At 71.2% G+C, this 24,778-nt stretch carries 18 protein-coding genes; 9 read left to right on the forward strand and 9 right to left on the reverse strand.

Features of this window, described 5'->3' with window-relative positions; all coding sequences use genetic code 11:
- Positions 1–725: IS481 family transposase (locus tag AOM07_RS03725; protein ID WP_062311906.1), on the reverse strand; the 725-nt coding region annotated here is incomplete at its 3' end.
- Between the two features lie 161 nt (positions 726–886).
- Here AOM07_RS03725 and AOM07_RS03730 point away from each other — a divergent pair.
- The gene (locus AOM07_RS03730; protein WP_062311473.1) at positions 887–3,280 is read left to right on the forward strand and encodes an alpha-L-rhamnosidase; all 2,394 of its coding nucleotides are present in this window, start codon (positions 887–889) and stop codon (positions 3,278–3,280) included.
- Between the two features lie 111 nt (positions 3,281–3,391).
- On the opposite strand, the gene AOM07_RS03735 is transcribed toward AOM07_RS03730, so the two are convergent.
- Both AOM07_RS03735 and AOM07_RS03740 read right to left on the reverse strand, forming a co-directional pair.
- Positions 3,392–4,222 (reverse strand): class II aldolase/adducin family protein, encoded by an 831-nt coding sequence (locus tag AOM07_RS03735; RefSeq protein ID WP_228374375.1) that lies wholly within the window; start codon positions 4,220–4,222, stop codon positions 3,392–3,394.
- Between the two features lie 152 nt (positions 4,223–4,374).
- Positions 4,375–5,103, reverse strand: coding sequence for a patatin-like phospholipase family protein (locus AOM07_RS03740; protein ID WP_062311474.1), 729 nt, complete (start codon positions 5,101–5,103; stop codon positions 4,375–4,377).
- Positions 5,104–5,572: 469 nt separating this feature from the next.
- Here AOM07_RS03740 and AOM07_RS03745 point away from each other — a divergent pair, with 469 nt between their 5' ends.
- From AOM07_RS03745 to AOM07_RS03780, 8 genes are all read left to right on the forward strand, one after another.
- Positions 5,573–6,919, forward strand: coding sequence for an ABC transporter substrate-binding protein (locus AOM07_RS03745; protein ID WP_084830084.1), 1,347 nt, complete (start codon positions 5,573–5,575; stop codon positions 6,917–6,919).
- Positions 6,920–6,997: 78 nt separating this feature from the next.
- Entirely contained in the window at positions 6,998–7,882 is an 885-nt protein-coding gene (locus AOM07_RS03750; RefSeq protein ID WP_062311475.1) for a carbohydrate ABC transporter permease, read from the forward strand.
- Positions 7,879–8,769: a carbohydrate ABC transporter permease gene (locus AOM07_RS03755; RefSeq protein ID WP_062311476.1), complete on the forward strand. Its 891-nt coding sequence runs from the start codon at positions 7,879–7,881 to the stop codon at positions 8,767–8,769. Before AOM07_RS03750 ends, AOM07_RS03755 begins: the two co-directional genes overlap by 4 nt.
- Positions 8,766–11,348 (forward strand): glycoside hydrolase family 78 protein, encoded by a 2,583-nt coding sequence (locus AOM07_RS03760; protein ID WP_084830085.1) that lies wholly within the window; start codon positions 8,766–8,768, stop codon positions 11,346–11,348. The genes AOM07_RS03755 and AOM07_RS03760 overlap by 4 nt, the downstream gene beginning before the upstream one ends.
- The gene (locus tag AOM07_RS03765) at positions 11,345–12,415 is read left to right on the forward strand and encodes a family 43 glycosylhydrolase (RefSeq protein WP_062311477.1); all 1,071 of its coding nucleotides are present in this window, start codon (positions 11,345–11,347) and stop codon (positions 12,413–12,415) included. Before AOM07_RS03760 ends, AOM07_RS03765 begins: the two co-directional genes overlap by 4 nt.
- 25 nt (positions 12,416–12,440) lie before the next feature.
- Positions 12,441–13,496, forward strand: a complete 1,056-nt coding sequence (locus tag AOM07_RS03770) for a LacI family DNA-binding transcriptional regulator (protein ID WP_062311478.1) — start codon at positions 12,441–12,443, stop codon at positions 13,494–13,496.
- Positions 13,497–13,606: 110 nt separating this feature from the next.
- Positions 13,607–14,671 (forward strand): LacI family DNA-binding transcriptional regulator, encoded by a 1,065-nt coding sequence (locus tag AOM07_RS03775; protein ID WP_084830087.1) that lies wholly within the window; start codon positions 13,607–13,609, stop codon positions 14,669–14,671.
- Positions 14,672–14,909: 238 nt separating this feature from the next.
- Positions 14,910–17,126 (forward strand): beta-glucosidase, encoded by a 2,217-nt coding sequence (locus tag AOM07_RS03780; protein WP_062311480.1) that lies wholly within the window; start codon positions 14,910–14,912, stop codon positions 17,124–17,126.
- Positions 17,127–17,185: 59 nt separating this feature from the next.
- On the opposite strand, the gene AOM07_RS03785 is transcribed toward AOM07_RS03780, so the two are convergent.
- The 6 genes from AOM07_RS03785 to rhaS form a co-directional block, all read right to left on the reverse strand.
- Positions 17,186–18,472 (reverse strand): alpha-hydroxy acid oxidase, encoded by a 1,287-nt coding sequence (locus AOM07_RS03785; RefSeq protein WP_062311909.1) that lies wholly within the window; start codon positions 18,470–18,472, stop codon positions 17,186–17,188.
- An 8-nt stretch (positions 18,473–18,480) separates the two neighbouring features.
- Positions 18,481–19,902: a rhamnulokinase gene (locus tag AOM07_RS03790; RefSeq protein ID WP_062311481.1), complete on the reverse strand. Its 1,422-nt coding sequence runs from the start codon at positions 19,900–19,902 to the stop codon at positions 18,481–18,483.
- The gene (locus AOM07_RS03795) at positions 19,899–21,935 is read right to left on the reverse strand and encodes a bifunctional rhamnulose-1-phosphate aldolase/short-chain dehydrogenase (RefSeq protein ID WP_062311482.1); all 2,037 of its coding nucleotides are present in this window, start codon (positions 21,933–21,935) and stop codon (positions 19,899–19,901) included. Before AOM07_RS03795 ends, AOM07_RS03790 begins: the two co-directional genes overlap by 4 nt.
- Positions 21,936–21,999: 64 nt before the next feature.
- On the reverse strand, positions 22,000–22,350 hold the full coding sequence (locus AOM07_RS03800) for an L-rhamnose mutarotase (RefSeq protein ID WP_062311483.1): 351 nt from the start codon (positions 22,348–22,350) through the stop codon (positions 22,000–22,002).
- A gap of 5 nt (positions 22,351–22,355) precedes the next feature.
- The gene (gene rhaI, locus AOM07_RS03805) at positions 22,356–23,522 is read right to left on the reverse strand and encodes an L-rhamnose isomerase (RefSeq protein ID WP_062311484.1); all 1,167 of its coding nucleotides are present in this window, start codon (positions 23,520–23,522) and stop codon (positions 22,356–22,358) included.
- 180 nt (positions 23,523–23,702) lie between these two features.
- Positions 23,703–24,761, reverse strand: a complete 1,059-nt coding sequence (rhaS, locus tag AOM07_RS03810; RefSeq protein WP_062311485.1) for a rhamnose ABC transporter substrate-binding protein — start codon at positions 24,759–24,761, stop codon at positions 23,703–23,705.
- Positions 24,762–24,778: the final 17 nt, after the last annotated feature.

Below are 24,778 nucleotides of genomic sequence, written 5' to 3' on the forward strand. Positions count from 1 at the left end.
GACTTGTACGCGGGCCCGTTGTCGGACAGCACGGCTTCGACGTGCACGCCGGCGGCGGCGAACCATGCGACCGCACGGACGAGGACGCCGATGGCGGTGGCCGCGGTCTCGTCGTCGTGGATCTCGGCGTATGCGACGCGGGAGTGGTCGTCGATGACGGTGTGGACGTACGCATGCCGCATCAGGGGGTCGCGGTACTTGGACTTGGCCTTGCCGGGTGTCGCGGCGCGGTTGCGGTCTCCTTGCTGGCGTCCGACGTAGCGCCAGCCCCCGCCATCAGGGACGTTGCCGAGCTTCTTCACGTCGACGTGGATCAACGAGCCCGGATGGTCGTGTTCGTAGCGGCGGATTACCTCACCCGTGCGGACGTCGACGTGGGACAGCCGGTTCAGTCGGCACCGCTTGAGTACGGCATACACGGTCGATGCGGGCACGCCGGTGAGGGAGGCGATCTCGACCGGCCCACGCCTGGTCTTGATGCGCTTGTGCACGATCTTGCGCACCAACGGTTGCGGGGTCTTGCTCGGCGAGCGATGCGGACGTGACGAGCGGTCGTCCATGCCGCCCCGACCCATCTCGAGATACCGATGCGCCCACTTCGCCGCCGTGGGCCAGGAGACACGGAAGAACCGAGCCGCTTCAGCGACCGTCCAGCCCTCGTCGATCACCATGCGACCGATCCGAGCACGTTGGACAGGAGTCAGCGCGGCATTAGCGTGGGACACGAGAACCTCCAGGTTCAGAGCGAAGTGGTAGCAGCTCCACTCTGCCTGGAGGTTCTCTTCATCGCCCCAGATTCAAACAACGTCCCTGGGCACTACATCTAGAGGTGACGGCGACCTCTCTGGTAGGCATGGCGTGTCGCCCATGTCGAGGAGGACACGCGATGACCGCTACCGCGCCCATGCCGGCACTGGCCCACCCCCTCAGCGCGCTCGAGGGCGCCGCCTGGATCGCGCCGCACGAGCCCGACCCCGCGCCGCCCGGCGAGCGTCCCGCCCACCTGCTCCGCGCATCGTTCACCGTCGCGCCGAACCACGGACGTTTCCGGCTCGTCGCCACCGCGCACGGGATCTACGAGGCCTTCCTCAACGGCGCCCGCGTGGGCGACGACGAGCTCGAGCCGGGCTTCAGCGCGTACCGCAAGCGCCTCCAGGTGCAGGAGCACGACGTCACCGCGCTGGTCCGCGAGGGCGAGAACACCCTGGTGCTCGTGCTCTCCGACGGGTGGTTCCGCGGCCGTCACGGCTTCCAGCGCCGCGCCGACGGCTTCGGCGAGCGCACCGCGGCGCTCGCGGCGGTCGTCGGTCCGGACGACGCGCCGCTCGCCGCGACCGGGCCCGGCTGGGAGTCGCGCGCGAGCCACATCACGCGGGCGGACCTCATGGACGGCCAGGCGGTCGACCTGCGCCTGCTCGACCCCGCCTGGTTCACCGGCGGCGGCGACGGCTGGCATCCCGTCGGCACGCCGGACGATGCGCTGCTCGCCGACCGCTCGCGCCTCGTGCCCGCCGAGGGCGCGCCCGTGCGCCGCGTCGAGGAGCTCGCGCCGGCCGCGATCACGACGCCGCGCCCGGGCACCGCGGTGATCGACCTGGGGCAGAACATCAACGGCTGGATGCGCCTGACGGACCTCGGGCCGGCAGGCACGCGCCTGACGCTCACCCACGGCGAGATCCTCGACGCGGACGGCCTCGTGACCGTGGAGCACCTGCGCGCCTTCAACTTCGACACGCACGAGATGCTGTCCGCCGGACAGGTCGACGAGGTGGTCTCGGCCGGCCGCGTCGGCGACATCTTCGAGCCGCGGCACACCACGCACGGCTTCCGCTTCGTCCAGGTCGACGCCGTGCCGGACGGGCTCGACCTCACATCCGCCCGGGGCGTGATGGTGGAGACCGCCCTCGCGCGCACGGGCGAGTTCGCCTGCTCGGACCCGCGCCTCGAGCGGCTCCACGAGGCCGTGCGGTGGAGCCTGCGCGGCAACGCGTGCTCGGTCCCCACCGACTGCCCCCAGCGCGAGCGCTCGGGCTTCACGGGCGACTGGCAGATCTTCGTCGCCACGGGTGCGCTGCTGGCGGACGTCGACGAGTTCTCGCGCCGCTGGCTGCGCGACCTCGCCGCCGATCAGTGGGCGGACGGCCGCATCCCCACCGTGGTGCCCAACCCGCCGGGCGACCGGCCCTCGGGTGTCGCGTTCGAGGACATGTCCGCGGGCTCGGCAGGCTGGGGCGACGCCGCCGCCATCGTGCCATGGGAGCTGTGGCGGGCGTACGGGTCCGTGGACGGGCTGCGTGAGGCGCTGCCCGCCGCGCTCGCGTGGGTGCGGTACGCCGCGGGACGCGCCGCGGCGGGACGCCACCCCGACCGCGCCGCGGCGCGGCCGGAGCCGCTGCCGCACGAGCGGTACCTGTGGGACACCGACTTCCACTTCGGCGAGTGGCTCGAGCCCGGCGAGGTCCCGAACCCCGACCCGACTGTCGACCACGGCATCGTCGCCACCGCCTTCCTCCACCGCTCGGCGCACCTCGCGACGCTCATGGCCGGCCTCGTGGGGGAGGACGAGGCGGCCGCCGAGTGCCGCGCGATCGCGGACGGCGCGCTCGCGGCGTGGCGCGCCGAGTACCTGCGGCCCGACGGGAGCCTCGCGGAGGAGAAGCAGGCGCACTACGTCCGCGGCCTCGCGTTCGGGCTCGTCCCGGCCGAGCTGCGTCCGGCCGCGGCGGCCCGGCTCGCCGCGCTGATCGACGAGGCGGATGGGCTGCTCGGCACCGGCTTCCTCGCGACCGGCCAGCTGCTGCCGGCCCTGGCGGACCACGGCCAGGCGGACGTCGCGCATCGTCTCCTGGTCGAGACGCGGCTGCCGTCGTGGCTCGGCATGCTCGAGGCCGGCGCGACCACGATGTGGGAGTGGTGGGACGGCGTCGCTGCGGACGGCACCGCGCGCGGATCGCTCAACCACTACTCCAAGGGCGCGGTCATCGGGTTCCTCCATACCCACGTGGCGGGGCTGCGGCTGCCCGACGAGCCGGCGCCGGGGGAGGAGGCCTACCGTCGCGTGACGATCGCGCCGATGCCCGGCCCGGAGCTCACGTGGGCGCGCAGCCGCCAGCTGACGCGGCAGGGCCCCGTCGAGGTCGCGTGGCGGATCGACGGCGGGCGGTTCGCGCTCGCCGTCGACCTGCCGGCGGCGACCGAGGCAGACGTGCTGCTGCCCGACGGCACGTCGCACCGGGTGGCCGGCGGGGCGCACGAGCTCTCCTGCGCCATTGCGCGCTGAGCCTGGTGGTCGGATCGATCGGCGATCGATCCGACCACCGGGTACGAAAGAGCCCGTATGTCGGACCGACCGGGGATCGGTCCGACATACGGGCTCGGCGGCGTCGTGGTGTCAGGCCAGCCAGGGCGAGTCGATGTCGAAGGTCTCCGCGACCTCGCGGATCTCCTGCTTGGTGAGACCCTCGGCGCGGCCGCCGGCGACGAGGTCCATGTACTCGTACTTCGCGCCCGTCTCGGCGTACTCGACGCGGTCGACCGCGCGGTAGACCGAGATGTCCGAGCGGGACATGGTGCCGTGCTTGGACCACAGCGTGATCTCGAAGTCGCGCAGGCCCTCGACGTTCGCGGTGCCCATCTCCTCGGAGCCGGGGATGAAGAACGGCAGCACCGCGATGCCCTGCGACAGCGACACGATGCTCTCCGGCTCCCAGCGCAGGATCGCGGCGTTCATGCGCGCGGTGTCGCGGTACGCGGGGATGTGGGAGAGGTAGGTGAGGTGCGGCGGCTGGGCGTGGACGACGGCCTGGAAGTCGACGCCGCGGCGCTCCACCTGGTCCTGGTGCACCGCGAGGTGCGAGTTGAACTCGGAGGTGAGCCTCGCGAAGCGGCGGATGTTGGAGGTGTAGAGCGTGCCGGTCAGGCCGCCCTCGTGGATCTTGACCGCGCCGATCGCGGCGAGGGGCTCCTCCTCGATCTGGCGCAGGCGGCGGCCCGAGCCCGTCGCGAGCACGGTGCCGCCGGCGAGGGCCGGGGCGGGCACGGGGAGCTCGATCTCCTCGGCGTTGGGGAAGTGGCGGCGCACCTCGACCTCCCAGCCCATGTAGACCGAGATGTTGCCGGCGCCTGCCTCGGACGCCTCGATGTCGCAGATGCGCGCGCCCGAGTGGCCCATCTGGGTGATGATCTCGTCGAGCGTGGGCTTGGGCTGGTCCGTGATGGCCACGAGGTTCCTCCTGTGATCGGCGGCGCGACCCCTGTGGCGCGCTCTCTCCCTGCGGGAATGAAACGATTCAACCACAGGTTCCCGGTGGCCGCGCGCGCCCAAGGTCCCGGGTCGGGCGGAGGTGCCGACGGCGGGACGATGCGGGGTGCTTCTCAGGTGGGCAGCGCCGCCTCGGCCGCGGCGCGACCGGCGGCGACCACCGCGCCGAGGTCCCTGGTCTGCCACCAGGTGCGCCCCCGCAGGTCGGGGGAGATGACGAGCACGTCGGGCCGGGTCTCGAGCTCCCGCACGATCTTCGAGCTCGAGTAGCCCGGCACGTCCCAGTCCGGTGCGACCCGCACCGCGATCACGGGCGTCGCGCCCACGGCGAGCGCCTCCTCGAGGGGCAGGTTCGCCTTGAGCCCGCCGTCGAGGAGCCGGCGACCGTCGAGGCGGACGGGCCGGAAGAGCCCGGGCACGGAGATGGTGGCGCGGAGCGCGTCGACGAGCGATCCGCGCTCGATGATCGTCGAGCGGCGCGAGGTGACGTCCGTCGCGACGGCGGCGAAGCGCATCGGCATGTCCTCGATCGGCACGTCGCCGCCGATGATCTCCACGACGGAGGCGCGCAGGGCCTCCGCGTCGAGCAGCCCGGGTCCGGGGCGGCGCGGCACCGCGGCGACGTCCTGCCAGCGCACGTCGAGGAGGAGCTCCTCGAGCCGGTACGGGTCGATCCCCATGGCGTAGGCGGCGCCCACGAGCGCTCCCGCGGAGGTGCCGACCACGACGTTCGGGTGGATGCCGCGCTCGTGCATCGCCTGGAGCACGCCGACGTGCGCGCCCGCGAGCGTCCCGCCTCCGCCCAGGCACAGGCCCAGCGCGGGTGCATCCAGGTCGATCACGGTTCCACCCTAGGCGCGAGGAGGGAGGGGGCCGGCGTTTGCGGCGCGCCGCGACGCGGCACCTCGCGAGCGCGTGGCGCGCGTGCGACGGGCGGCAGGCGGGCGGTCGACGCTCGTGAAGCGCGGCCGCACCTGCTGGGAGCGCTCTCCTCAGGATGCGGGCCGTTGCACCTTTGTATCGATTCAATAACGACGTCCGTGATGGTGGCGTTCACATCCGATCGACGGCGCGTGAGGCTTTGCGGGGGCCGCGCGCCGGTCTCGTCCGTCGCCGATTGCGAAACTCCTGGTAAGAGTGGGTTTCAGCCGGTTCGGGGGTCGGGTCTCACGGCGCGGATCGAGGGTGCGAAGCTGGGGGAAGCGGGCCGCGCGACGCGCAGGTCGGCGCTGTTGACAACGCCCGGTGCCGGGCCTACGTTCCGAATTGAAGCGCTTCAAAGAGGTCGCGTTTCTGATTCAAGGAGGAATCGTGAAGCAGTCCCTTCGACGCGGTCGCCGGACTTTCGCGGCTGCCGCATTCATCGGGGCGAGCGCACTGGCGCTCGCCGCTTGCTCGGGCTCGTCGGACAGCGACTCGTCCTCGACCGCCGGCGGAGGCGGCGGGGGAGGCGGCACCACCAGCGACGAGTTCACCTACCTGGGCCAGACCCAGAACACCACCATCGCGGCGACCCTCGAGTCGCTCCAGACCGGCGCGTGCGCCGCCGCCGCGGACGGCACCCCGCTCGTCACGGACGCGATCGACGGCACCACCTGGGACCAGCAGCTGCAGGTGCTGGCGGGCAACGACGCGCTGTCCAACATGTCGATGGCGGCGGGCACGCCGTCGCTCATGCAGGACTTCATCTCCGCGGGGAAGGTGCTCAACCTCACCGAGGCCTTCGCGGAGCTCGGCGTGGAGGGCGCGGTCCTCCCCGCCGCAGAGGCGACCCTCAAGCAGCTGTACCAGGCGGACGACCTGTACGCGCTCCCGACCGAGTTCAACATCGAGGGCTTCTGGTACAACAAGGACCTGTTCGAGGAGGCCGGCGTCGACGTTCCGGAGACCTGGACCGAGCTGGTCGATGCCGCCGAGACCCTCAACAGCGCGGACATCCAGCCCTTCGTCGCCGCAGGCGGCGACGGCTGGCCCGTCACCCGCCTCGTGGGCAACTACATCTTCCGCTCGCTCGGCGCGGACGCCCTGCAGAAGGTCGCCGACGGCGAGGCGAGCCTCACCGACGCCGAGTACGTCGAGGGTGCGGACGCCGTCTCCGCGCTGGGCGAGGCGGGCTACTTCGGTCCGGCCGCCGGTTCGATCGACTACAACACCGCGATGAACCAGTTCCTCACCGGTGGTGGCGCGATGTTCTACATGGGCAGCTGGGCGCTCGGCAACTTCAACTCGGAGGAGGAGAACCAGATCGGCGTCGACGCCATCGGCTACTTCCCGTTCCCGGAGGTCGAGGGCGGCGCCGGCAGCATCGACGAGACGCCGGCCAACGCGGGCATCCCGGTGATGTTCACCACCGCCAACTACACCGACGACATCGGCGAGTGGCTCAAGTGCATCGCCGAGAACTACGGCAACGTGGCGCTCGCCGAGTCCGGACAGGTGACCGGCTTCGAGATCACCGAGACCCCGGCCGACCAGTCGGAGCTCACCACCATGGTGCAGGACCAGATCGCCTCGGCGGCCGGATCGGTGCTGTGGTTCGAGGCGGCCTTCACCTCCGAGGGCACGACCGTGTCGCAGACGAACGGCGGCGGCCTCGCCACCGGCGACCTGTCGGGACAGGAGTTCATGGAGCTCGTCCAGGCGGCGAACGGCGGATGACCTGATTCCGCGCCCCGGGCGGACCGCCCGGGGCGCGGATCCCGTCGTCTCCGCCCCCCTCACACGCTAGGAATCATCGTGGACTCCGTCTTCCGCAACCGCACCGCCGCGGTCGTGATGCTCACGCCGGCGCTGCTGGTCTACACGTTCGTCATGCTGGTGCCGATCCTGTGGTCGGTCACCTACACCTTCCAGTCCGGCAACGCGATCACCGGCTTCGAGTTCGTCGGCTTCGACAACTGGATCGAGTTCTTCCGGGACGACACGGCCCTCGACGCGCTGTGGTTCACGCTGCGCTACGCCATCGTGATGACCGTGCTGCAGGTCGCGACCGGCTACGGCCTGGCGCTGCTCTACATCTTCTTCCTGCGCAACAAGTCGCCGCTGGTCCGGACCACGATCTTCTTCCCCGTGATCCTCCCCACCGTGGCCGTGGCGCTCATGTTCTCGCGGATGTTCGAGGCGGCTCCGACCGTCGGCCCGATCAACACGATCCTCCAGTGGCTCGGCGGCGACCTCACCGACTTCCTCGGCACGCCGAGCCAGGCCTTCTGGGTCGTCATCATCATGGATGTGTGGCGGTCGATGGGCTTCTACGCGGTGCTGCTGTACGCGGGACTCGTCGAGATCCCCAACGAGGTGATCGAATCCGCCCGGATCGACGGCGCGAGCGGGTGGAAGCTGGTGCGGCGCATCGTCTTCCCGCTGTCGCTGCCCGTTCTCCTGTCGGCGCTCATCTTCTCGATCAACGGCACGCTCAAGGTCTTCGACTCGATCGTCGCCCTCACCAACGGCGGACCAGGGTCCGCCACCACACCGCTGACCCTGTACATGTTCCGCACCTCGTTCGCGTACGGGCAGTACGGCTACGGCAGCACGGTGGCGTTCATGCTCACGCTGCTGTGCCTCATCGCGACGATCTTCGTCTTCCGCTCGATGCGACGGGATGTGACCTCCTCATGACCACCACCGCCCCCGCACCCGCCACCGACGCCCCGATGCGAGCGGGCCGCAAGCCGCTCCGCGTCCGCCTCCGTCGCGTGCCCGGGTGGATCGGGCTCGGCCTCGTGCTCCTCACGGTCGCCTACCCGATGTTCTGGATCCTCATGGGGTCCTTCAAGACGCAGCCGGAGTTCCTGTCGGAGCCGTTCTGGGCGCTGCCGCAGCAGTGGAACTTCGACAACTACGTCTCGGCGTTCGTCGACGGCGGCCTCGGCACCTACATCCGGAACTCGGTCATCGCCGTGTTCCCGGCGCTCGCGCTCGTCATCGTCTTCGGCACGGCCGCGGCGTTCGCGCTGCAGATCCTCGTGTGGAAGGGCCGCGGGCTGTTCCTCGTCCTGTTCCTCGCGGGGATCATGGTGCCGACGCAGATGATCCTGCTGCCGCTGTTCACGGTCTACTTCAAGCTGCACCTCACGCAGACGATGTGGCCGCTCGTCATCACGTACACCGCGATCGGGCTGCCGCTCACGGTGTTCATGCTCGCGACGTTCATGCGCGCGATCCCGCGCGAGATCTTCGAGGCGGCCACCCTCGACGGCGCGAGCATCTGGCGCATCTTCCTCAACGTCACGGTGCCGCTCGTGCGCAACGCGATCTTCACCGTCGCGCTCGTGCAGTTCTTCTTCCTGTGGAACGACCTGCTCATCGCGCTGACGTTCATCACGAAGCAGGACCTGCGCACCATCCAGGTGGGCCTGCTCAACTTCACCGGGCAGTACGGTGCGGTCGACTACGGGCCGCTCTTCGCGGGCATCTCCGTGACGGTGTTCGGCACGCTCGCGATCTACATCTTCCTCAACCAGAAGGTGATGGCGGGACTGACCTCCGGCGCGGTGAAGGGATGAGCGCTGTCACCGGCGTCCGCGCCGGGCTCCGTTCCGACTGCCTCGGTGCCGCCCTGCCCGCGCCGCGGGTGTCCTGGCGCATCGTGGACGCCCCGGCGGGCGCCGTCCAGGATGCCGCCGAGCTGCGCCTCGTGCGCGACGGCGAGGTCGACTCGGTCGCGCTCGACGGCGCCGACCAGAACCTCGTCGACTGGCCCTTCGCGCCCCTGCGCTCGCGCGAGCGCACCGTGCTGACGGTGCGGTCCCGCGTCGCGGGGGAGTGGACCGCGTGGAGCGCGCCCCTCGAGGTCGAGGGCGCCCTCTACGAGCCGCACGACTGGCAGGCGCCGCTCGTGATGCCGTCCGCGTCGTTCCCGCATCGCACGCGGCCGTCCTGGCTGCTGCGGGCGTCCTTCACGCTCGACGAGGCCCCCGTGCGCGCACGTCTGTACGCCACGGCGCAGGGCGTCTTCGTACCGTCGCTCAACGGCGCGGCGGTGTCCGACGAGGTGCTCGCGCCGGGCTGGACCAGCTACGACCACCGCCTGCGCTACCGGGTCCACGACGTCACGGCGCTGCTGCGCGCGGGTGAGAACGTGCTCGGCGCGGAGCTGGCCGACGGCTGGTTCCGCGGCAACATCGGCTTCGACGGCGGCGTGTGGGACGAGTACGGCAAGCACGTCGGCCTGCTGCTGCAGCTCGAGGTCACCGGCGCGGACGGCGTCGCGCGCATCGTCGCCCTGGACGATGCGTGGCGCACCGCACCCGGCCCCGCCACCTCGGCGGGCCTGTACGAGGGCGAGGTCCACGACGCGCGGCTGCTGCCGCCCGGGTGGGACGCGCCGGGCTTCGACGATGCGGCGTGGACCCGGCCCGAGCTGCGGCAGGCGGACGAGCTCGCCGCGCGCCTCGAGCCCGCCATCAACGAGCCGGTGCGCGTGATCGAGACGCTCGCGCCGGTGTCCGTCGAGACGCGCCCGAACGGGCGGATCCGCCTCGACTTCGGGCAGAACATCTCGGGCGTGCTCCGCGTCCGCATCGACGCCCCCGCCGGTCGCACGGTGACCCTCCACCACGCCGAGGTGCTCGAGGACGGCGAGCTGGGCACGCGCCCGCTGCGCCGCGCCGTCTCGATCGACTCCTTCACGTCCGCCGGCGAGCCTGAGACGTGGCAGCCCCGCCACACCGTCCACGGCTTCCGCTACGCGGAGCTCGAGGGCTGGCCGGGCGAGCTGGGTGACGGGGACGTCGTCGCCGCGGTGATCCACACCGCCATGGAGCGGCGCGGCTGGTTCGCGTGCAGCGACCCGCTGCTCGAGCGGCTCCACGAGAACGTCGTGTGGAGCATGCGCGACAACTTCGTCGACCTGCCGACCGACTGCCCGCAGCGCGACGAGCGCCTCGGCTGGACCGGGGACATTCAGGTCTTCGCGCCCGCAGCCGAGTTCCTCTACGGCGCGGACGGCGTGCTCGCGTCGTGGTTGCGCGACGTCGCCGCCCAGCAGGGGCCGGACGGCTGGGTGCCCAACTTCGTGCCGTGGCTCGAGTGCGGCTTCCCGTCGGGCGCCTCCGCCGCCTGGGGCGACGCCGCCGTCGTGGTGCCCTGGGTGATGTGGCAGCGGCGCGGCAATCGCGGCGTCCTCGAGAGGCAGTGGCCCAGCATGACCGCCTGGGTCGAGCACCTGCTGCTGCGCATCGGCGCGGACGACGTGGTCGAGGACAGCATGGAGCTCGGCGACTGGCTCGACCCGGCGGCGCCGCCCGAGGACCCGGGCGCCGCCCGCACGGACAAGTACCTGGTGGCCTCCGCGTACGCGGTGCGCTCCGCGCGGCTCGTCGCGCAGGCCGCCGAGGTCCTCGGCCGCGCGCCGGAGAGGGAGCGGTACGCCGCGGTCGCGGACCGCGTGCTCGCGGGCATGCGGCGGCGCTGGCTCGACGACCTCGACGGCCTCGCGCACGCGCCGACCGCGCTCGCGCTCGTCATCGGGTTCGACCTCGCGCGGGACGACGACGAGCAACGACGGGCCGGGGCGCTGCTCTCCGCCGCCGTCCGCGAGGGCGGGCATCGCGTGCAGACCGGTTTCGTGGGGACGCCGATCATCTGCGACGCGCTCGCCTCGACCGGCCACCTCGACGATGCCTACGCGCTGCTGCTGCAGACCGAGTGCCCGTCATGGCTCTACCCCGTGACCATGGGGGCGACCACGATCTGGGAGCGGTGGGACTCGATGCTGCCGGACGGGCGGATCAACCCCGGCGACATGACGTCCTTCAACCACTACGCGCTCGGCGCGGTGGTGGACTTCCTGCACCGCGTGGTCGCGGGTCTCGCGCCGGCCGCGCCGGGATACCGCGAGGTCGAGATCCGGCCGCGCCCGGGCGGCGGTCTCACGTCGGCGAGCGCACGCCACCTCAGCCCGTACGGCGAGATCCACGTGTCCTGGCGCATCGTCGGCGACGAGCTCGCGCTCGACGTCGAGCTGCCCGTGGGCGTCACCGGCGTGGTGACCCTGCCCGACGGCACCACCGAGGCGGTCGCCTCGGGATCCCACACGTTCCGCGGCGCGGCGCGCGCCCCGAGGAAGGAGACGCTGCGATGAGCGGCGAGCGTTACACGAGCTTCCGACCCGGCCAGGAGTGGCTCGACACGTCCGGCAGCCCGATCCAGGCCCACGGCGGATCGATCATCGCGGTCGACAGCACGTACTACTGGTACGGCGAGAACAAGGAGCGCACCACCCCCGGCTCCGGCATCTGGCACTGGGGCGTGCGCTGCTACTCCTCGACGGACCTCTACAACTGGACCGACGAGGGCGTGATCATCCCTCCCGACGAGGATGACCCCGCCTCGCCGCTGCACCCGGGCCGCGGCATGGACAGGCCCCACATCGTCCACAACCCGCACACCGGGAAGTACGTGTGCTGGATCAAGGTGATGTCCGGCTCGGTGCAGCTGTCGACCACGCTGGTCGCGGACTCGATCCTGGGCCCGTACACCAAGGCCAAGGTCGACTTCCGTCCGCTCGGCATGTACGCGGGCGACTTCGACCTCGTGGTCGACCCCGAGGACGGCAAGGGCTACTACGTCTTCGAGCGCGTCCACTCGGAGCTCATCATCGCCGACCTCACGGACGACTTCACGGACGTCACGGGGTACTACTCGACGCACTTCCACCACGGGCGGCCGCCGTTCACGCGCGAGGCGCCCGCGCATCTCCGCCGCCACGGCCGCCACTACCTGGTGACGAGCGGCACCACGGGGTACTACCCCAACGCCTCGGAGGTGGCGACGGCGCGCACCATGCACGGGCCGTGGACCATCGTGGGCGACCCGCACCCGGACGATGCGTCACGCACCTCGTACCGCACGCAGGTGAGCTCCGTGTTCAAGGTGCCCGACCGGGACGTCTACATCGCGCTGGGCGACCGCTGGCTGCCCGACTACGAGGCCGACGGCGCCGAGGCGTACGACCTGTTCGACGAGTACTTCGCGAAGATCGAGGCGGGGATGCCCGACACGGGCATGCGCGAGCTCACCGTGCCGGATCCGTCGCGGGCCCGCTACGTGTGGCTCCCCATCCGCTTCGCCGACGACGGCCGGGTCCTCATCGACTGGCACGACGAATGGACGCTCGAGGACACGGGACACGCGCCGGGCGGGCGCTGAGGCTCCGGGACCTACGATGAGCGGCATGGCTGATGGGGGCGTGGGAGCGGGCACGGGTAGGCGCGCAGTGCGCCGCACCAGCATCGCCGACGTCGCCCGTCTCGCCGGGGTGTCGCAGGGCACCGTCTCGAACGTGCTCAACCACCCCGACCGGGTGTCGGGTGACACGCTCGCGCGCGTCCAGGAGGCGATCGCGCTGCTGGACTTCGTGCCGCACGGGCCCGCCCGGTCCCTCGCGGCGGGGTCGACGCGCGCGCTCGGCCTCATCCTGTCCGACCTCACGAACTCGCTCTTCGTCGACATCGGCCGGGGGGTCGAGAGCGTCGCGTGGGAGCGCCAGGCCTTCGTGCTCATCGCGAACACCGACAGCGACCTCGCGCGCGAGCGGCAGTACCTCGCGACTTTCGACGCGAGCCAGACCCTCGCGACCCTGGTGACCATCAACGACGCGAGCCACTACCAGCAGCTCGTCGACCTGCATCGTCCCGGCCGGCCGCTGGTCTTCCTCAACTACCGCGGCCCGGCGCGGGGCCACTGCACCGTGGACATGGACAACCGCCACGGCGCACGGCTCGCGGCGCGCCACCTCATCGAGACCGGACGTCGCCGGCTCGCGATCGTCGGGGGCCCGATGATGCTGCAGCCAGTCGCGGAGCGCGTCGAGGGCTTCACGGAGGAGGCCTCCGCGGCGGGGGTCGCGCTCTTCCACGAGAGCGTTGCCGACCTCGACCGCTCGCACGGCTTCGCGGCGGGCCTCGCGCTGCGCGCGCGCGTCGAGGCCGGGGAGATCGACGGCATCTTCGCGGTCGCCGACCTCGTCGCGGCGGGCGTGGCGCAGGGTCTCGCCACATCGTCGTCCATCGAGATCCCGCGGGACGTGGGCATCGTGGGGTACGACGACAACCGCGCGTCGTGGGACAGCCCCCTGCCGCTCACGACCCTCCGCCAGCCGGGCGCCGCCATGGGTGCGGCCGGAGCCGAGCTCGCCTTCGCGGAGATCGAGGACCCGGCCCACGAGCACCGGTCCGTCACGCTCGAGCCGGAGCTCGTGGTGCGGCGCTCGACCGTCGACCCGGGCTGATCCGCCCCAGCCTCATCGGTTGTCCGGCTCCGCTGCCGCGCGCCCGCCGACCAGGGCGGACGCGCCCGTACCTGCCGTGAAGGCCGGCTCACGGCCCCTAGAGTGAGGGCATGGTCCGGGACAACGGGGGTGGACGGCCTGCCGTCGCGCAGCGCTCCAGCATGGCCGACGTCGCGGCGCTCGCGGGGGTCTCCAAGGGGACCGTGTCCCACGTCCTCAACCATCCCGAGCGGGTGTCGCCGGCGACGCGCGAGCGCGTCGAGGCCGCGATCGAGAAGCTGCGGTTCGTCCCGCACGGCACCGCCCGGTCGCTCGCGATCGGCAGCATGCCGGCCCTCGGGGTGGTGCTCTCCGACATCTCCAACTCGCTGTTCGTGGACCTGCTGGAAGGCGTCGAGCGGGCCGCGCAGGAGCGCGGTGCCTACGTCCTCATCGCGAACTCGTACACCGACCTGCGGCGCGAGCGCCGCTACATGGAGATGTTCGAGTCCGTGCGGACGCTCGGGAACCTCGTCACCATCAACTCCCAGCACCACTACGCGAACCTCGTGCGCGACCGCGACCGCGACGGCCACCAGCCGCTCGTCTTCCTCAACTACCGCGGCGAGGACGACCGCTTCTGCTTCGTCCACGCCGACAACCGTGCCGGCGGCGCGATGGTCGCCCGCCACCTCGTCGAGACGGGCCGGCGCAACATCGCCGTCGTGACCACGCCGTGGCACCTGCAACCGATCGAGGAGCGGCTCGCCGGATTCGAGGAGGCCATCGCCGGCACGGGTGCGCGCATCGTCAGCCGCGAGTCGTGCGAGCAGATCCACCGCGCCGACGGCTGGCGCGTGGGACGCGCGCTGCTCCCGCGGATCAGGTCGGGCGAGGTCGACGCGGTCTTCGCCGTGGCCGACCTGGTGGCGGCCGGCATCGCCCAGGCGCTCGCGGACGATCCGGGCATCCGCATCCCCGAGGACGTCGCGATCGTCGGATACGACGACAACCAGGCCGCGTGGGACAGCCCGCTGCCGATCACGACCGTGCGGCAGCCCGGCGAGGGGATGGGGGCCACCGGGGTCCAGCTCGTCTACGAGGAGCTGAACGACCCGACCCACGAGCACCGCGTGGTGCGGCTCGGCCCCGAGCTCGTGGTCCGCGCCAGCTCGGTCCCGCGCGCCGCGGCCTGACCCGCGCGAGGCGCCTCCGCCGCGTACCCCACGCCCTCGGTCTTGACGCGGTTCAGGCCAGAGCGAGCAGCATCGCCACGGCGATCCTGGCGTGTGAACGTTAACCCATTCTTCCAGGCAGAACGCTGTGCCTTCGCAATCCGCACATATGTTGCAGGCGTCCTGGGGCGCTGCTAGGTTCGGCAGTGGTTGAACCGATTCAACCGCAGGCATTCCTCAATGGCGAGAGAAGGAGCCCATGTCCACTTCGACACCCCACACGAGGCGGAGGGGCGGCCTGCGGGCGGCCCTCGTCGCCGCCTCGGCCGGCGCGCTGCTCGTGCCGGTCGCCACCCTCCCAGCGACCGCGGCCGAGGAGGCCGAGGTCGACTGCTCGACCGTCCCCTGGATGGACACGAGCCTGTCCGCGGAGGCGCGCGCCGCCGCCCTGCTCGACGCGAGCACGCAGGAGCAGATCTACCGGTGGCTCGTGGAGCAGCCGGCCAACAGCCCGCAGCAGACCACCTTCGGGGGCGTGACGTACCCCGAGCAGGTGCCGTGCACCCCCACGGTGGTCTACACCGACGGCCCCGACGGCATCCGCTTCCAGGACGGGGTCACCGCCTTCCCGGCGACCCTCGCGCTGGCCGCGAGCTTCGACCTGGACCTCGCGGAGCTGAAGGGCGCCGCCCAGGCGGATGAGGCCTTCGACAAGGGCAAGAACGTCATCCTCGGCCCCGGCATCGCCAGCGGCCGCACCCCGCTGTCGGGACGCACGCCCGAGTACCTGGGGGAGGACGCCGTGCTGAGCGGGCTCATGGCCGCGGCCGGTGTCATCGGCATCGAGGAGGGCAACGACCCGGACAAGGCGGTGCTCGCGGACCTCAAGCACTACGTGGCGAACGAGCAGGAGACCGACCGCTCGCGCAGCTCCTCCAACCTCGACGAGCGCACGCTTCGCGAGATCTACTCGCTGCCGTTCGAGATCGCGATCGACCGCAGCGATCCCTCGTCGGTGATGTGCTCGTACAACCAGATCAACGGCGTGTACGCGTGCGAGAATCCGGTGCTCGAGGACGTCCTCAAGGACGACGTGGGCTTCGACGGCTACGTGGTGAGCGACTTCGGCGCCGTCCACTCGACGGCGGCGTCGCTCAACGCGGGCATGGACCAGGAGCTCAACCGCCCGCGGTACTTCACGCCGGCCCTCCTGGACGCCGCGCTCGACGCCGGTGAGATCACCCAGGAGCGCGTCGAGGAGGCGGCGATGCGGGTCGTCGTCGCGTACATCGACGGCGGCCTTTTCGACCACCCGCTCGCGGACGAGCCGGTGGCGGACGCCTCCACCCCGGAGCACAAGGCCATCGCGCTGGAGATGGCGCAGTCGGGCTCGGTGCTGCTGACCAACGACGGCACCCTGCCGCTCGCGGAGGACACCACCGTCGCCCTCATTGGGCCGACGGCGGCTCTGGACCCGGATGCGGACGTGGACGCCGGCACGGTGTGCGCGCTCCCGTGGCGGTTCAGCGGAGGCACCACGCTCACCTGCGAGGACATGGTGGCGCCGCTCGACGCGTTCACCGACCGCGGCGTGGACGTCGTGTTCGACGACGGCAGCGACCTTGCCGCCGCCGCCGAGACGGCTGCCGCCGCGGACGTCGCCATCGTCTTCGGCTACAAGACGAACGGGGAGTTCTCCGACCCTGCCGACCTCGCGCTCATGGGCGACGGAGACGCGCTCATCGAGGCGGTCGCCGCGGCCAACGACGAGACGGTGGTCGTGCTCACCACGGGCACCGCGGTCGAGATGCCGTGGGTCGACGACGTGTCGGCCATCCTCGAGATGTGGTACCCGGGCGAGGTCTTCGGACCCGCGCTCGCGTCCCTCGTCTACGGCGACGTGTCGCCGTCGGGCAGGCTGCCGATGACGTTCCCCGCGTCGATCGAGGACGGTCCTCTCCTCACCGAGGAGCAGTACCCCGGCATCACCGACGAGGACGGCATCCGGCAGGTGGACTACACCGAGGGCCTCGAGGTCGGCTACCGCTGGTGGGAGGCCAACGATGTCGAGCCGCTGTTCGAGTTCGGCCACGGCCTCACCTACTCGGAGTTCGACTACTCGAAGCTCCAGGTGACGCCCACCGAGCACAAGGGGTCGAACGACCTGCGGGTGCGGTTCCGGCTCACCAACACCGGTGACGCCACGGCGACCGAGGTGGCCCAGGTCTACCTCGAGTTGCCCGCCACCGCCGACGAGCCGTCGAAGCGGCTCGCGGGCTGGGCGCGGGTCACGCTCGATCCGGGCGAGCACCAGAACGTCCAGGTGACGTTCACCGCGGAGGATCTCGAGGACCTGCACCTCCTCGAGTACTACGACACGGACGCGGGCGGATGGGTGACCCCCACCGGCACCTTCACCGTCCACGTCGGCGGCTCGGTCGACACGGTCCTCACGGACACGTTCACCGAGAAGTAGGGGGAAGGCGAGGGGCCCGGGGCTGACAGCCCCGGGCCCCTCGTCGGCTCCGGATCCGCCTAGGAGGAGGTGCTCGCCTTCGCGGCCGGACGGCGGCGCGCGGCAGGCTTCCTCGGCGCCGCTACCGGCACCATGCGCTGGAGCTGCGTGACATGGTCCGGGTTGAGCTCGGCCACCGACGAGACGCCCAGCAGCTTCATCGTGCGGACGATCTCCTTCGACAGGATCTCGACCGCACGGTCGACGCCCTCGCGGCCGCCGGCCATGAGCCCGTAGAGGTACGCGCGGCCCACGAGCGTGAAGTCCGCACCGCACGCGAGCGCCGCGACGATGTCCGCGCCGGCCATGATGCCGGTGTCCACCACGATCTCGGTCCTGCCCTTGAGCTCCGCCGCGACGGAGGGCAGCAGGTGGAAGGGGATGGGGGCGCGGTCGAGCTGGCGGCCGCCGTGGTTCGACAGCACGATGCCGTCGACGCCGCGGTCGACCACGGCCTTCGCGTCGTCGAGCGTCTGGATGCCCTTGACGGCGACCTTGCCGGGCCACTGGTCGCGGATCCACTCGAGGTCGTCGAAGTCGACCGTCGGATCGAAGAGGCTGTCGAGCAGCTCGCCGATGGTGCCGTTCCACTCGGACAGCGACGCGAAGGCCAACGGCTCCGTGGTGAGGAAGTTCCACCACCACTCGGGCCGGGGGATCGCGTTGAGCACCGTCTTCGGGGTGAGCTGCGGCGGGATGGTGAAGCCGTTGTAGCTGTCGCGCAGGCGCGCTCCCGCGGCGGGCACGTCGACCGTGACGAGCAGCGTGTCGAAGCCGGCCTCCGCGGCGCGGTTCATCAGCTGCATCGACTTGTCGCGGTCCTTCTGCATGTACAGCTGGAACCAGTTGCGGCCGTCGGGGTTGGCCTCGCGCACGCCCTCGGGCGACGTGGTGCCGAGCGTCGACAGCGAGAACGGGATGCCCGCCGCGCCCGCGGCGGACGCGCCCGCCCGCTCGCCCTCGGCCTGCATCATGCGCGTGAAGCCGGTGGGGGCGATGCCGAAGGGGAGGGCCGAGCGGCCGCCGAAGATCTCGACCGACGTGTCGACGTTCGACACGTCGCGCAGGATCGCCGGGTGGAACTCGATCTCGCGGAACGCGCGCCGGGCGCGGGCGAGCGACAGCTCCTCCTCGGCGGCGCCGTCCGTGTAGTCGAAGGCGCCCTTGGGGGTGCGGCGCTTCGCGATCCGTCGCAGGTCCGCGATGGTGTGGGCCTTGGCCAGGCGGCGCTTGCGTCCGTCCAGCTCGAGCGGCTTGAAGCGCATGAGCGGAGCCAGGTCCGCCGGCCGGGGGATCCGGCGCTCCATCTTCATCTCTACAGTCCCTTCGGGGTGAACACTCGTGGGTTGAACGTACGCGCCACCAGGTCGCGGAGCGACTCGAGCGAGCCGCTCACCGCGCCCAGGGCGCGCCCCTGGATCAGCACGTTGCCGATCGCGGTGGCCTCGACCGGGCCGGCCATGACGGGCAGCCCGGAACGGTCGGCGGTGCGCTGGCACAGCAGCTCGTTGAGCGAGCCGCCGCCGGTGATGTGGATCCGGCCGACGTCCTGCGCGGACAGCGCCCCCGCATCGTGCACCGCGTCGGCGAAGGCCTGCGCGAGGCTCTCGATGATGCAGCGCGCCATCTCCGCGCGCGTGGCGGGGACCCGCAGGCTCCGCTCCGACAGCCAGGTCGAGATCCGCGCGGGCATGTCGCCGGGCGCCATGAAGACCTCGTCGTTGGCGTCGAAGATCGGCATCTCGTCCGCGACGGCGGCGGCCTGCGCGAGCAGCTTCTCGAGCTCGATCGTGGAGCCTTCCTTCTCCCACGTGCGGATGGTCTCGGACAGCAGCCACAGGCCCATCACGTTGTGCAGGAACCGCGTGCGACCGTCCACGCCGCCCTCGTTGGTGAAGTTGGCGCGCTCGGCGGTGCGGGTGAGCACGGGCGCCTCGGTCTCGACGCCCACGAGGCCCCAGGTACCGCACGAGATGTACGCGCCGCCGGGCTCGGTCATGGGCGTCGCGACCACCGCGGAGGCGGTGTCGTGCGAGCCCACCGCGACCACGGGCACCCCCTCGGCGAGGCCCGTGGTCTCGGCGAGGTGGGGGAGGACCGTGCCGATCGTCTCGCCCGGCTGCACGATGCGGGGGAACAGGCCGCGCGGGAGGCGCAGCCGGTCCATCAGCTCGCCGTCCCACTCCTTGGTGCTGACGTCGAGCAGGCCGGTGGTGGAGGCGTTGGTCGCCTCCGCCACCGTGGCGCCGGTGAGGTACCAGGCCATGAGGTCCGGCACGAGGAGCATCCGGTCCGCGACGTCGAGCATGCCCGTCTCGCGCTCGACCGCGAGCTGGTAGAGCGTGTTGAAGGGCAGGAACTGGAGCCCGTTGCGCGCGTACAGCAGGGAGAACGGCTCGTCCGCGTGGACGAGCTCGACGCCGTGCGCGGTGCGCTCGTCGCGATAGTGGAACGGTTCCCCGAGGACGCGGTCGCCGCGGAGGAGGGCGTAGTCGACGGCCCATGAGTCGATGCCGATGGACCGGATGCCCTCGTCCCAGCGGGCCGCGGAGCGCAGCCCGTCGAGCACGTGCGTGTACAGCTGCTGGAGGTTCCAGTGGAGCCCGTCCGGGGTGCGGACGGGGCCGTTGGCGAACCTCGCGAGCTGACGCAGCTCGAGGGTGTCGGGGCCGATCTGCCCGACCATGACGCGACCGGAGGTCGCGCCCAGGTCGACCGCGGCGACCGCGGCCGTCATCGGAGGAAGGCCGCGGCCACGCCTGCGTCCACGGGGATGTGCAGGCCGGTGGTGTGCGTCATGTCGGGCCCGGTCAGGATGGCCGTGGCGTTCGCGACGTGCTCGGGGAGCACCTCGCGCTTCAGGATGGTGCGCTGCGCGTAGAACTCGCCCAACTTCTCCTCCTCGATTCCGTAGGTCTTGGCGCGGTTGGCGCCCCAGCCGCCGGCGAAGATGCCGGAGCCGCGGACCACGCCGTCGGGGTTGATGCCGTTCACCTTGATGCCGTGCTCGCCGAGCTCGACCGCGAGCAGGCGCACCTGGTGCGCCTGGTCCGCCTTGGTCGCCGAGTACGCGATGTTGTTGGGCCCGGCGAACAGCGAGTTCTTCGACGCGATGTAGACGATGTCGCCGCCCATCTGCTGCGGGATCATCACGCGGGCCGCCGCCTGGGAGACCAGGAACGAGCCCTTCGCCATGACGTCGTGCTGGAGGTCCCAGTCCTTCTCGGTGGTCTCGAGCAGCGGCTTCGACAGCGACAGTCCGGCGTTGTTGACGATGAGGTCGACGCCGCCGAAGGCCAGCACGGCCTCGCCGATGGCCGCCTCGACGGCGGCGGGGTCCGCGACGTTCGCCGCCACGCCGACGGCGACGTCGGTGCTGCCGAGCTCGGCGGCCGCGGCCTGCGCCTTCTCGAGGTCGAGGTCCGCGATGACGACGCAGGCGCCCTCGGCCGCGAGGCGGGTCGCGATGGCCTTGCCGATGCCCGACGCGGCGCCGGTGACGAAGGCGACGCGGGTGGCGTGCGACTTCGGCTTGGGCATGCGCTGGAGCTTGGCCTCCTCGAGGGCCCAGTACTCGATGTTGAACTTCTCGGCGTCCGAGATGGGCGTGTAGGTCGACAGCGCCTCGGCGCCGCGCATCACGTTGATCGCGTTGATGTAGAACTCGCCGGCCACGCGCGCGGTCTGCTTGTTCGCGCCGAACGAGAACATGCCGACGCCCGGCACGAGCACGATGGCCGGGTCCGCGCCGCGGATCGCGGGGGAGTCGTCGGTCGCGTGCGCGTCGTAGTACGCCTGGTAGTCCTTGCGGTACTCCTCGTGGAGCTCGTGCAGGCGCGCGATCGAGTCCTCGATCGAGGCGTCGGCCGGGAGGTCGAGGACCATCGGCTTGACCTTGGTGCGCAGGAAGTGGTCGGGGCAGGAGGTGCCCAGCGCCGCGAGGCGCGGGTGCTCGGCGTGACCGAGGAAGTCGAGCACGACGTCGGCGTCGGTGAAGTGGCCCACCATCGGCTTGTCGTACGACGCGATGCCGCGGATCACGGGAGCCAGCGCGATCGCCTTGGCCTTGCGCGCCTCGTCCTCGAGCGCGCCGAAGCCCTCGAGCGCGGGGCCGAAGGGCTCGGCCTTGCCGTGCTCGGCGATGTAGCGGGCCGCGGTGTCGATGATCTCGAGCGAGCGCGCCTCGCACTCGTCGGACGTGTCGCCCCACGCCGTGATGCCGTGGCCGCCGAGCACGCAGCCGATCGCCTGCGGGTTGGCCTCCTTGATCTCCGCGATGTCGAGGCCCAGCTGGAAGCCGGGGCGGCGCCACGGCACCCACACGACCGTGTCGCCGAAGATCGTGCGCGTCAGCTCCTCGCCGTCGACGGCGGTCGCGATGGCGATGCCGGCGTCGGGGTGGAGGTGGTCGACGTGGGCGGCGTCGACGAGGCCGTGCATCGCGGTGTCGATCGACGGAGCGGCGCCGCCGCGACCGTGGAGGCAGTAGTCGAACGCGGCGACCATCTCGTCCTCGCGCTCGACGCCCGGGTACGTGTCGACCAGGCCGCGCAGGCGGTCGAGGCGGAGCACGGCGAGGCCGTTGGTGCCGAGCGTGCCGAGGTCGCCTCCCGAGCCCTTGACCCAGACGAGCTCGACCTGCTCGCCGGTGGCGGGGTCGAGGTCGGTGCCCTTGGCGGACGTGTTGCCGCCGGCGTAGTTGGTGTTCTTGGGGTCGGAGCCGAGGCGGTTCGAGCGCGCGATGAGCTCCGCGGCGGTGGGGTTGGTCATGGGGATGTCCTTTCCGGGGGCAGGAATCGGATGCCGGGACAGGTGTCCAGCGGCAGGTCTGGTGTCAGGGCCTCAGGCCCTCGGCGGAGAGCTGGTCGGCGAGGTTGAAGACCTCGGGGAGCTGCGGTGCTCCCTGGTCGGCGCGCTCGCCCTCGAGTGCGACGAAGAACGGCGCCATCGTCTCCTCCCAGCGCGAGGTGCGCGGGTCGGCGGCGAGGGCGGCCGCCGAGGCGGCGTCGTCATCGGTCTCGTAGTAGCCGACGAGCAGCCCGTCCGGGCGCAGGAACAGCGAGTAGTTCCTGCGCCCGGCATCGCGGATGGCCTCGAGCATCTCGGGCCACACGGCACGATGCGCGTCGACGTACTCCTCCAGGCGGCCGGGGTCGACCTGGAGGGTGAAGCACACGCGGGCCATGGGTCTCAGGCGCCCCAGCCCGCCTGCACGCCGCCGACGCGCTCCTCGGCGATCGAGGTGAGGTAGCCGGAGTCGGCGAAGGCGGCCATCGGGTCGGCCGGCAGGCCGCGCTCCTCGCGCCAGGCGGCGAGGTCCGCGCGCACGTCGGTGTAGAAGGCGTCCATGAAGATGCCGTTCGCGGTGAGGACGTCGCCCTCGACCTGGGCCGAGGTGAGCGCCTCGCGGTCGAGCAGCAGCGCGCGCGCCGTCATCTCCTGGACGTTCAGCACCGACCGGATCTGGCCGGGGATCTTGTCCTCGACGTTGTGGCACTGGTCGAGCATGAACGCGGTGTCACCGTCCTTGCCGTAGCCGCCGCCGCGGATCACCTCGACGATGATGCGGAACAGCTGGAACGGGTCCGCGGCGCCCACGATGAGGTCGTCGTCCGCGTAGTTGCGCGAGTTGAAGTCGAACGAGCCGAGCTTGCCCAGGCGCAGCAGCTGCATGACGATGAACTCGATGTTGGTGCTGGGCGCGTGGTGGCCGGTGTCGAGGCACACCGTGGCGCGCTCGCCGAGAGCCGCCACCTGCGCGTAGCTCGTACCCCAGTCCGGCACGTCCATGTGGTAGAACGCGGGCTCGAAGATCTTGTACTCGAGCACCAGGCGCTGGTGCTCGCCGATGCGCGCGTAGATCTCGCGCAGCGACTCTGCCATGCGGTCCTGGCGGCCGCGCATGTCGTCCTGGCCGGCGTAGTTGGTGCCGTCCGCGAGCCAGATCTTCAGGTCCCGCGACCCGGTCTCGTCCATGATGTCGATGCACTCGAGGTGGTGGTCGATCGCCTTGCGACGGATGCGGTCGTCGCGGTGCGCGAGCGAGCCGAACTTGTAGTCCTCGTCCTGGAAGGTGTTCGAGTTGATGGTGCCGAGCGCGACGCCGTGGTCCTCGGCGTGCTTGCGCAGCTCCGCGTAGTCGTCGACCTTGTCCCACGGGATGTGCAGCGCCACCGACGGCGCCAGCCCCGTGTACTTGTGCACCTGTGCGGCGTCCGCGATCTTCTCGAACGGGTCGCGCGGGGTGCCGGGGGTGCCGAACACGCGGAAGCGGGTGCCGGAGTTGCCGAACGCCCACGAGGGCAGCTCGATGGCCTGCTCCTCGAGGCGGCTTGCGACGTGGCTGCTGAAGGCCATGGGTCTCTCCTTCGAGATCGGGCCCCGGGGTGGCGTCGGTCGACGTCGACCGCTCGGCCCGAGGGGGCGTTGAAACGATTCAAACCTAGCCGGGGACGATGCTGAGGTCAAGTCCGCCGCGAATGGCGAGGCCCGGCCCGGTGCGCCGCGCGCATCGGACCGGGCCCCAGGTGACGGCTCCTAGAAGTCGAAGTCGCCGATGTTGTCCGCGTTGAAGCGGTACGGGTCGCCGAGCAGCACGGTGGCGTCCGCGCCGACCTCGTACGAGCCGAGGTCGCCGGCCTCGAAGGTGTCACCCTCCGCGCCCGTGATCTCGCCCTCGATGAGCGCCTTCGCGGCGTAGGCCGCGAGGTAGCCGAGGTCGGCCGGGTTCCAGAGCGCGAACTCGGTGACGGTGCCGTCCTCGACGTACTCGCGCATCTGGTTCGGCGTGCCGAGACCGGTGAGCGCGACCTCGCCCTTGTAGTCGGACGTCGACAGGTAGCGGGCCGCGGCCGAGATGCCGACCGTGGTGGGCGAGATGATGCCCTTGAGGTCGGGGTAGGTCTGCAGCAGCGCCGCGGTCTTGTCGAACGACGTCTGGTCGTCGTCGTCGCCGTAGACGGTGTCGACCAGCTCGATGTTCGGGTGGTCGGCCGCGAAGATCTCCTCCATGGTCGCGATCCACGCGTTCTGGTTGGTCGCGTTGGCCGAGGCGGACAGGATCGCCACCTGGCCCTCGTCGCCGATCTGCTCGGCGATCATGTCGACCTGGACCTGGGCGATGCCGTCCGCGGTGGCCTGGTTGATGAACAGGTCGCGGCACTCGGGGTTCGTGTCAGAGTCGAACGTGACGACCTTGACCCCGTTGTCGCGGGCCTCGTTGAGCGCGTCGCAGATCGCGGCCGGGTCGTTGGCCGACACCACGATGCCGCCCACGCCCTGCTGGGTCAGCGTGTTGATGTAGCTGACCTGCGCGTCGGGGCCGGCCTCGGCCGGTCCGACCTCCTCGTAGGTGCCGCCGAACTCCATGATCGCCGTCTCGCCGCCCGCATCGGACGTGTCGAAGTAGGCGTTGCCGAGGTTCTTCGGCAGGAACGTGATGGCGAGGTTGGCGTCGCCGCCGCCCATCGCGTCTCCGGACGCGCCGTCCGAGGACTCGTCGGACGAGCTGTCCGAGGAGCAGCCGGCGACGGCCAGCGCGAGCGCTGCCGCGACGGCGACGATGCCGCCGCGGGCCTTCGTGATCGGGAACTTCATTGTCTACCCTCCCTGTG

This window comes from Demequina rhizosphaerae (genome assembly GCF_000971255.1).
GTDB lineage: Bacteria > Actinomycetota > Actinomycetes > Actinomycetales > Demequinaceae > Demequina > Demequina rhizosphaerae.

Excerpts from the sequence above, each read along its gene's own strand:
- AOM07_RS03785 (WP_062311909.1), bottom strand. The coding sequence starts at position 18,472 with ATGGAGCGCCGGATCCCCCGGCCGGCGGACCTGGCTCCGCTCATGCGC.
- AOM07_RS03765 (WP_062311477.1), top strand. The coding sequence starts at position 11,345 with ATGAGCGGCGAGCGTTACACGAGCTTCCGACCCGGCCAGGAGTGGCTC.
- AOM07_RS03800 (WP_062311483.1), bottom strand. The coding sequence starts at position 22,350 with ATGGCCCGCGTGTGCTTCACCCTCCAGGTCGACCCCGGCCGCCTGGAG.
- AOM07_RS03775 (WP_084830087.1), top strand. The coding sequence starts at position 13,607 with ATGGTCCGGGACAACGGGGGTGGACGGCCTGCCGTCGCGCAGCGCTCC.
- rhaI (WP_062311484.1), bottom strand. The coding sequence starts at position 23,522 with ATGGCCTTCAGCAGCCACGTCGCAAGCCGCCTCGAGGAGCAGGCCATC.
- AOM07_RS03790 (WP_062311481.1), bottom strand. The coding sequence starts at position 19,902 with ATGACGGCCGCGGTCGCCGCGGTCGACCTGGGCGCGACCTCCGGTCGC.
- AOM07_RS03760 (WP_084830085.1), top strand. The coding sequence starts at position 8,766 with ATGAGCGCTGTCACCGGCGTCCGCGCCGGGCTCCGTTCCGACTGCCTC.
- AOM07_RS03780 (WP_062311480.1), top strand. The coding sequence starts at position 14,910 with ATGTCCACTTCGACACCCCACACGAGGCGGAGGGGCGGCCTGCGGGCG.
- rhaS (WP_062311485.1), bottom strand. The coding sequence starts at position 24,761 with ATGAAGTTCCCGATCACGAAGGCCCGCGGCGGCATCGTCGCCGTCGCG.
- AOM07_RS03795 (WP_062311482.1), bottom strand. The coding sequence starts at position 21,935 with ATGACCAACCCCACCGCCGCGGAGCTCATCGCGCGCTCGAACCGCCTC.
- AOM07_RS03770 (WP_062311478.1), top strand. The coding sequence starts at position 12,441 with ATGGCTGATGGGGGCGTGGGAGCGGGCACGGGTAGGCGCGCAGTGCGC.
- AOM07_RS03755 (WP_062311476.1), top strand. The coding sequence starts at position 7,879 with ATGACCACCACCGCCCCCGCACCCGCCACCGACGCCCCGATGCGAGCG.
- AOM07_RS03730 (WP_062311473.1), top strand. The coding sequence starts at position 887 with ATGACCGCTACCGCGCCCATGCCGGCACTGGCCCACCCCCTCAGCGCG.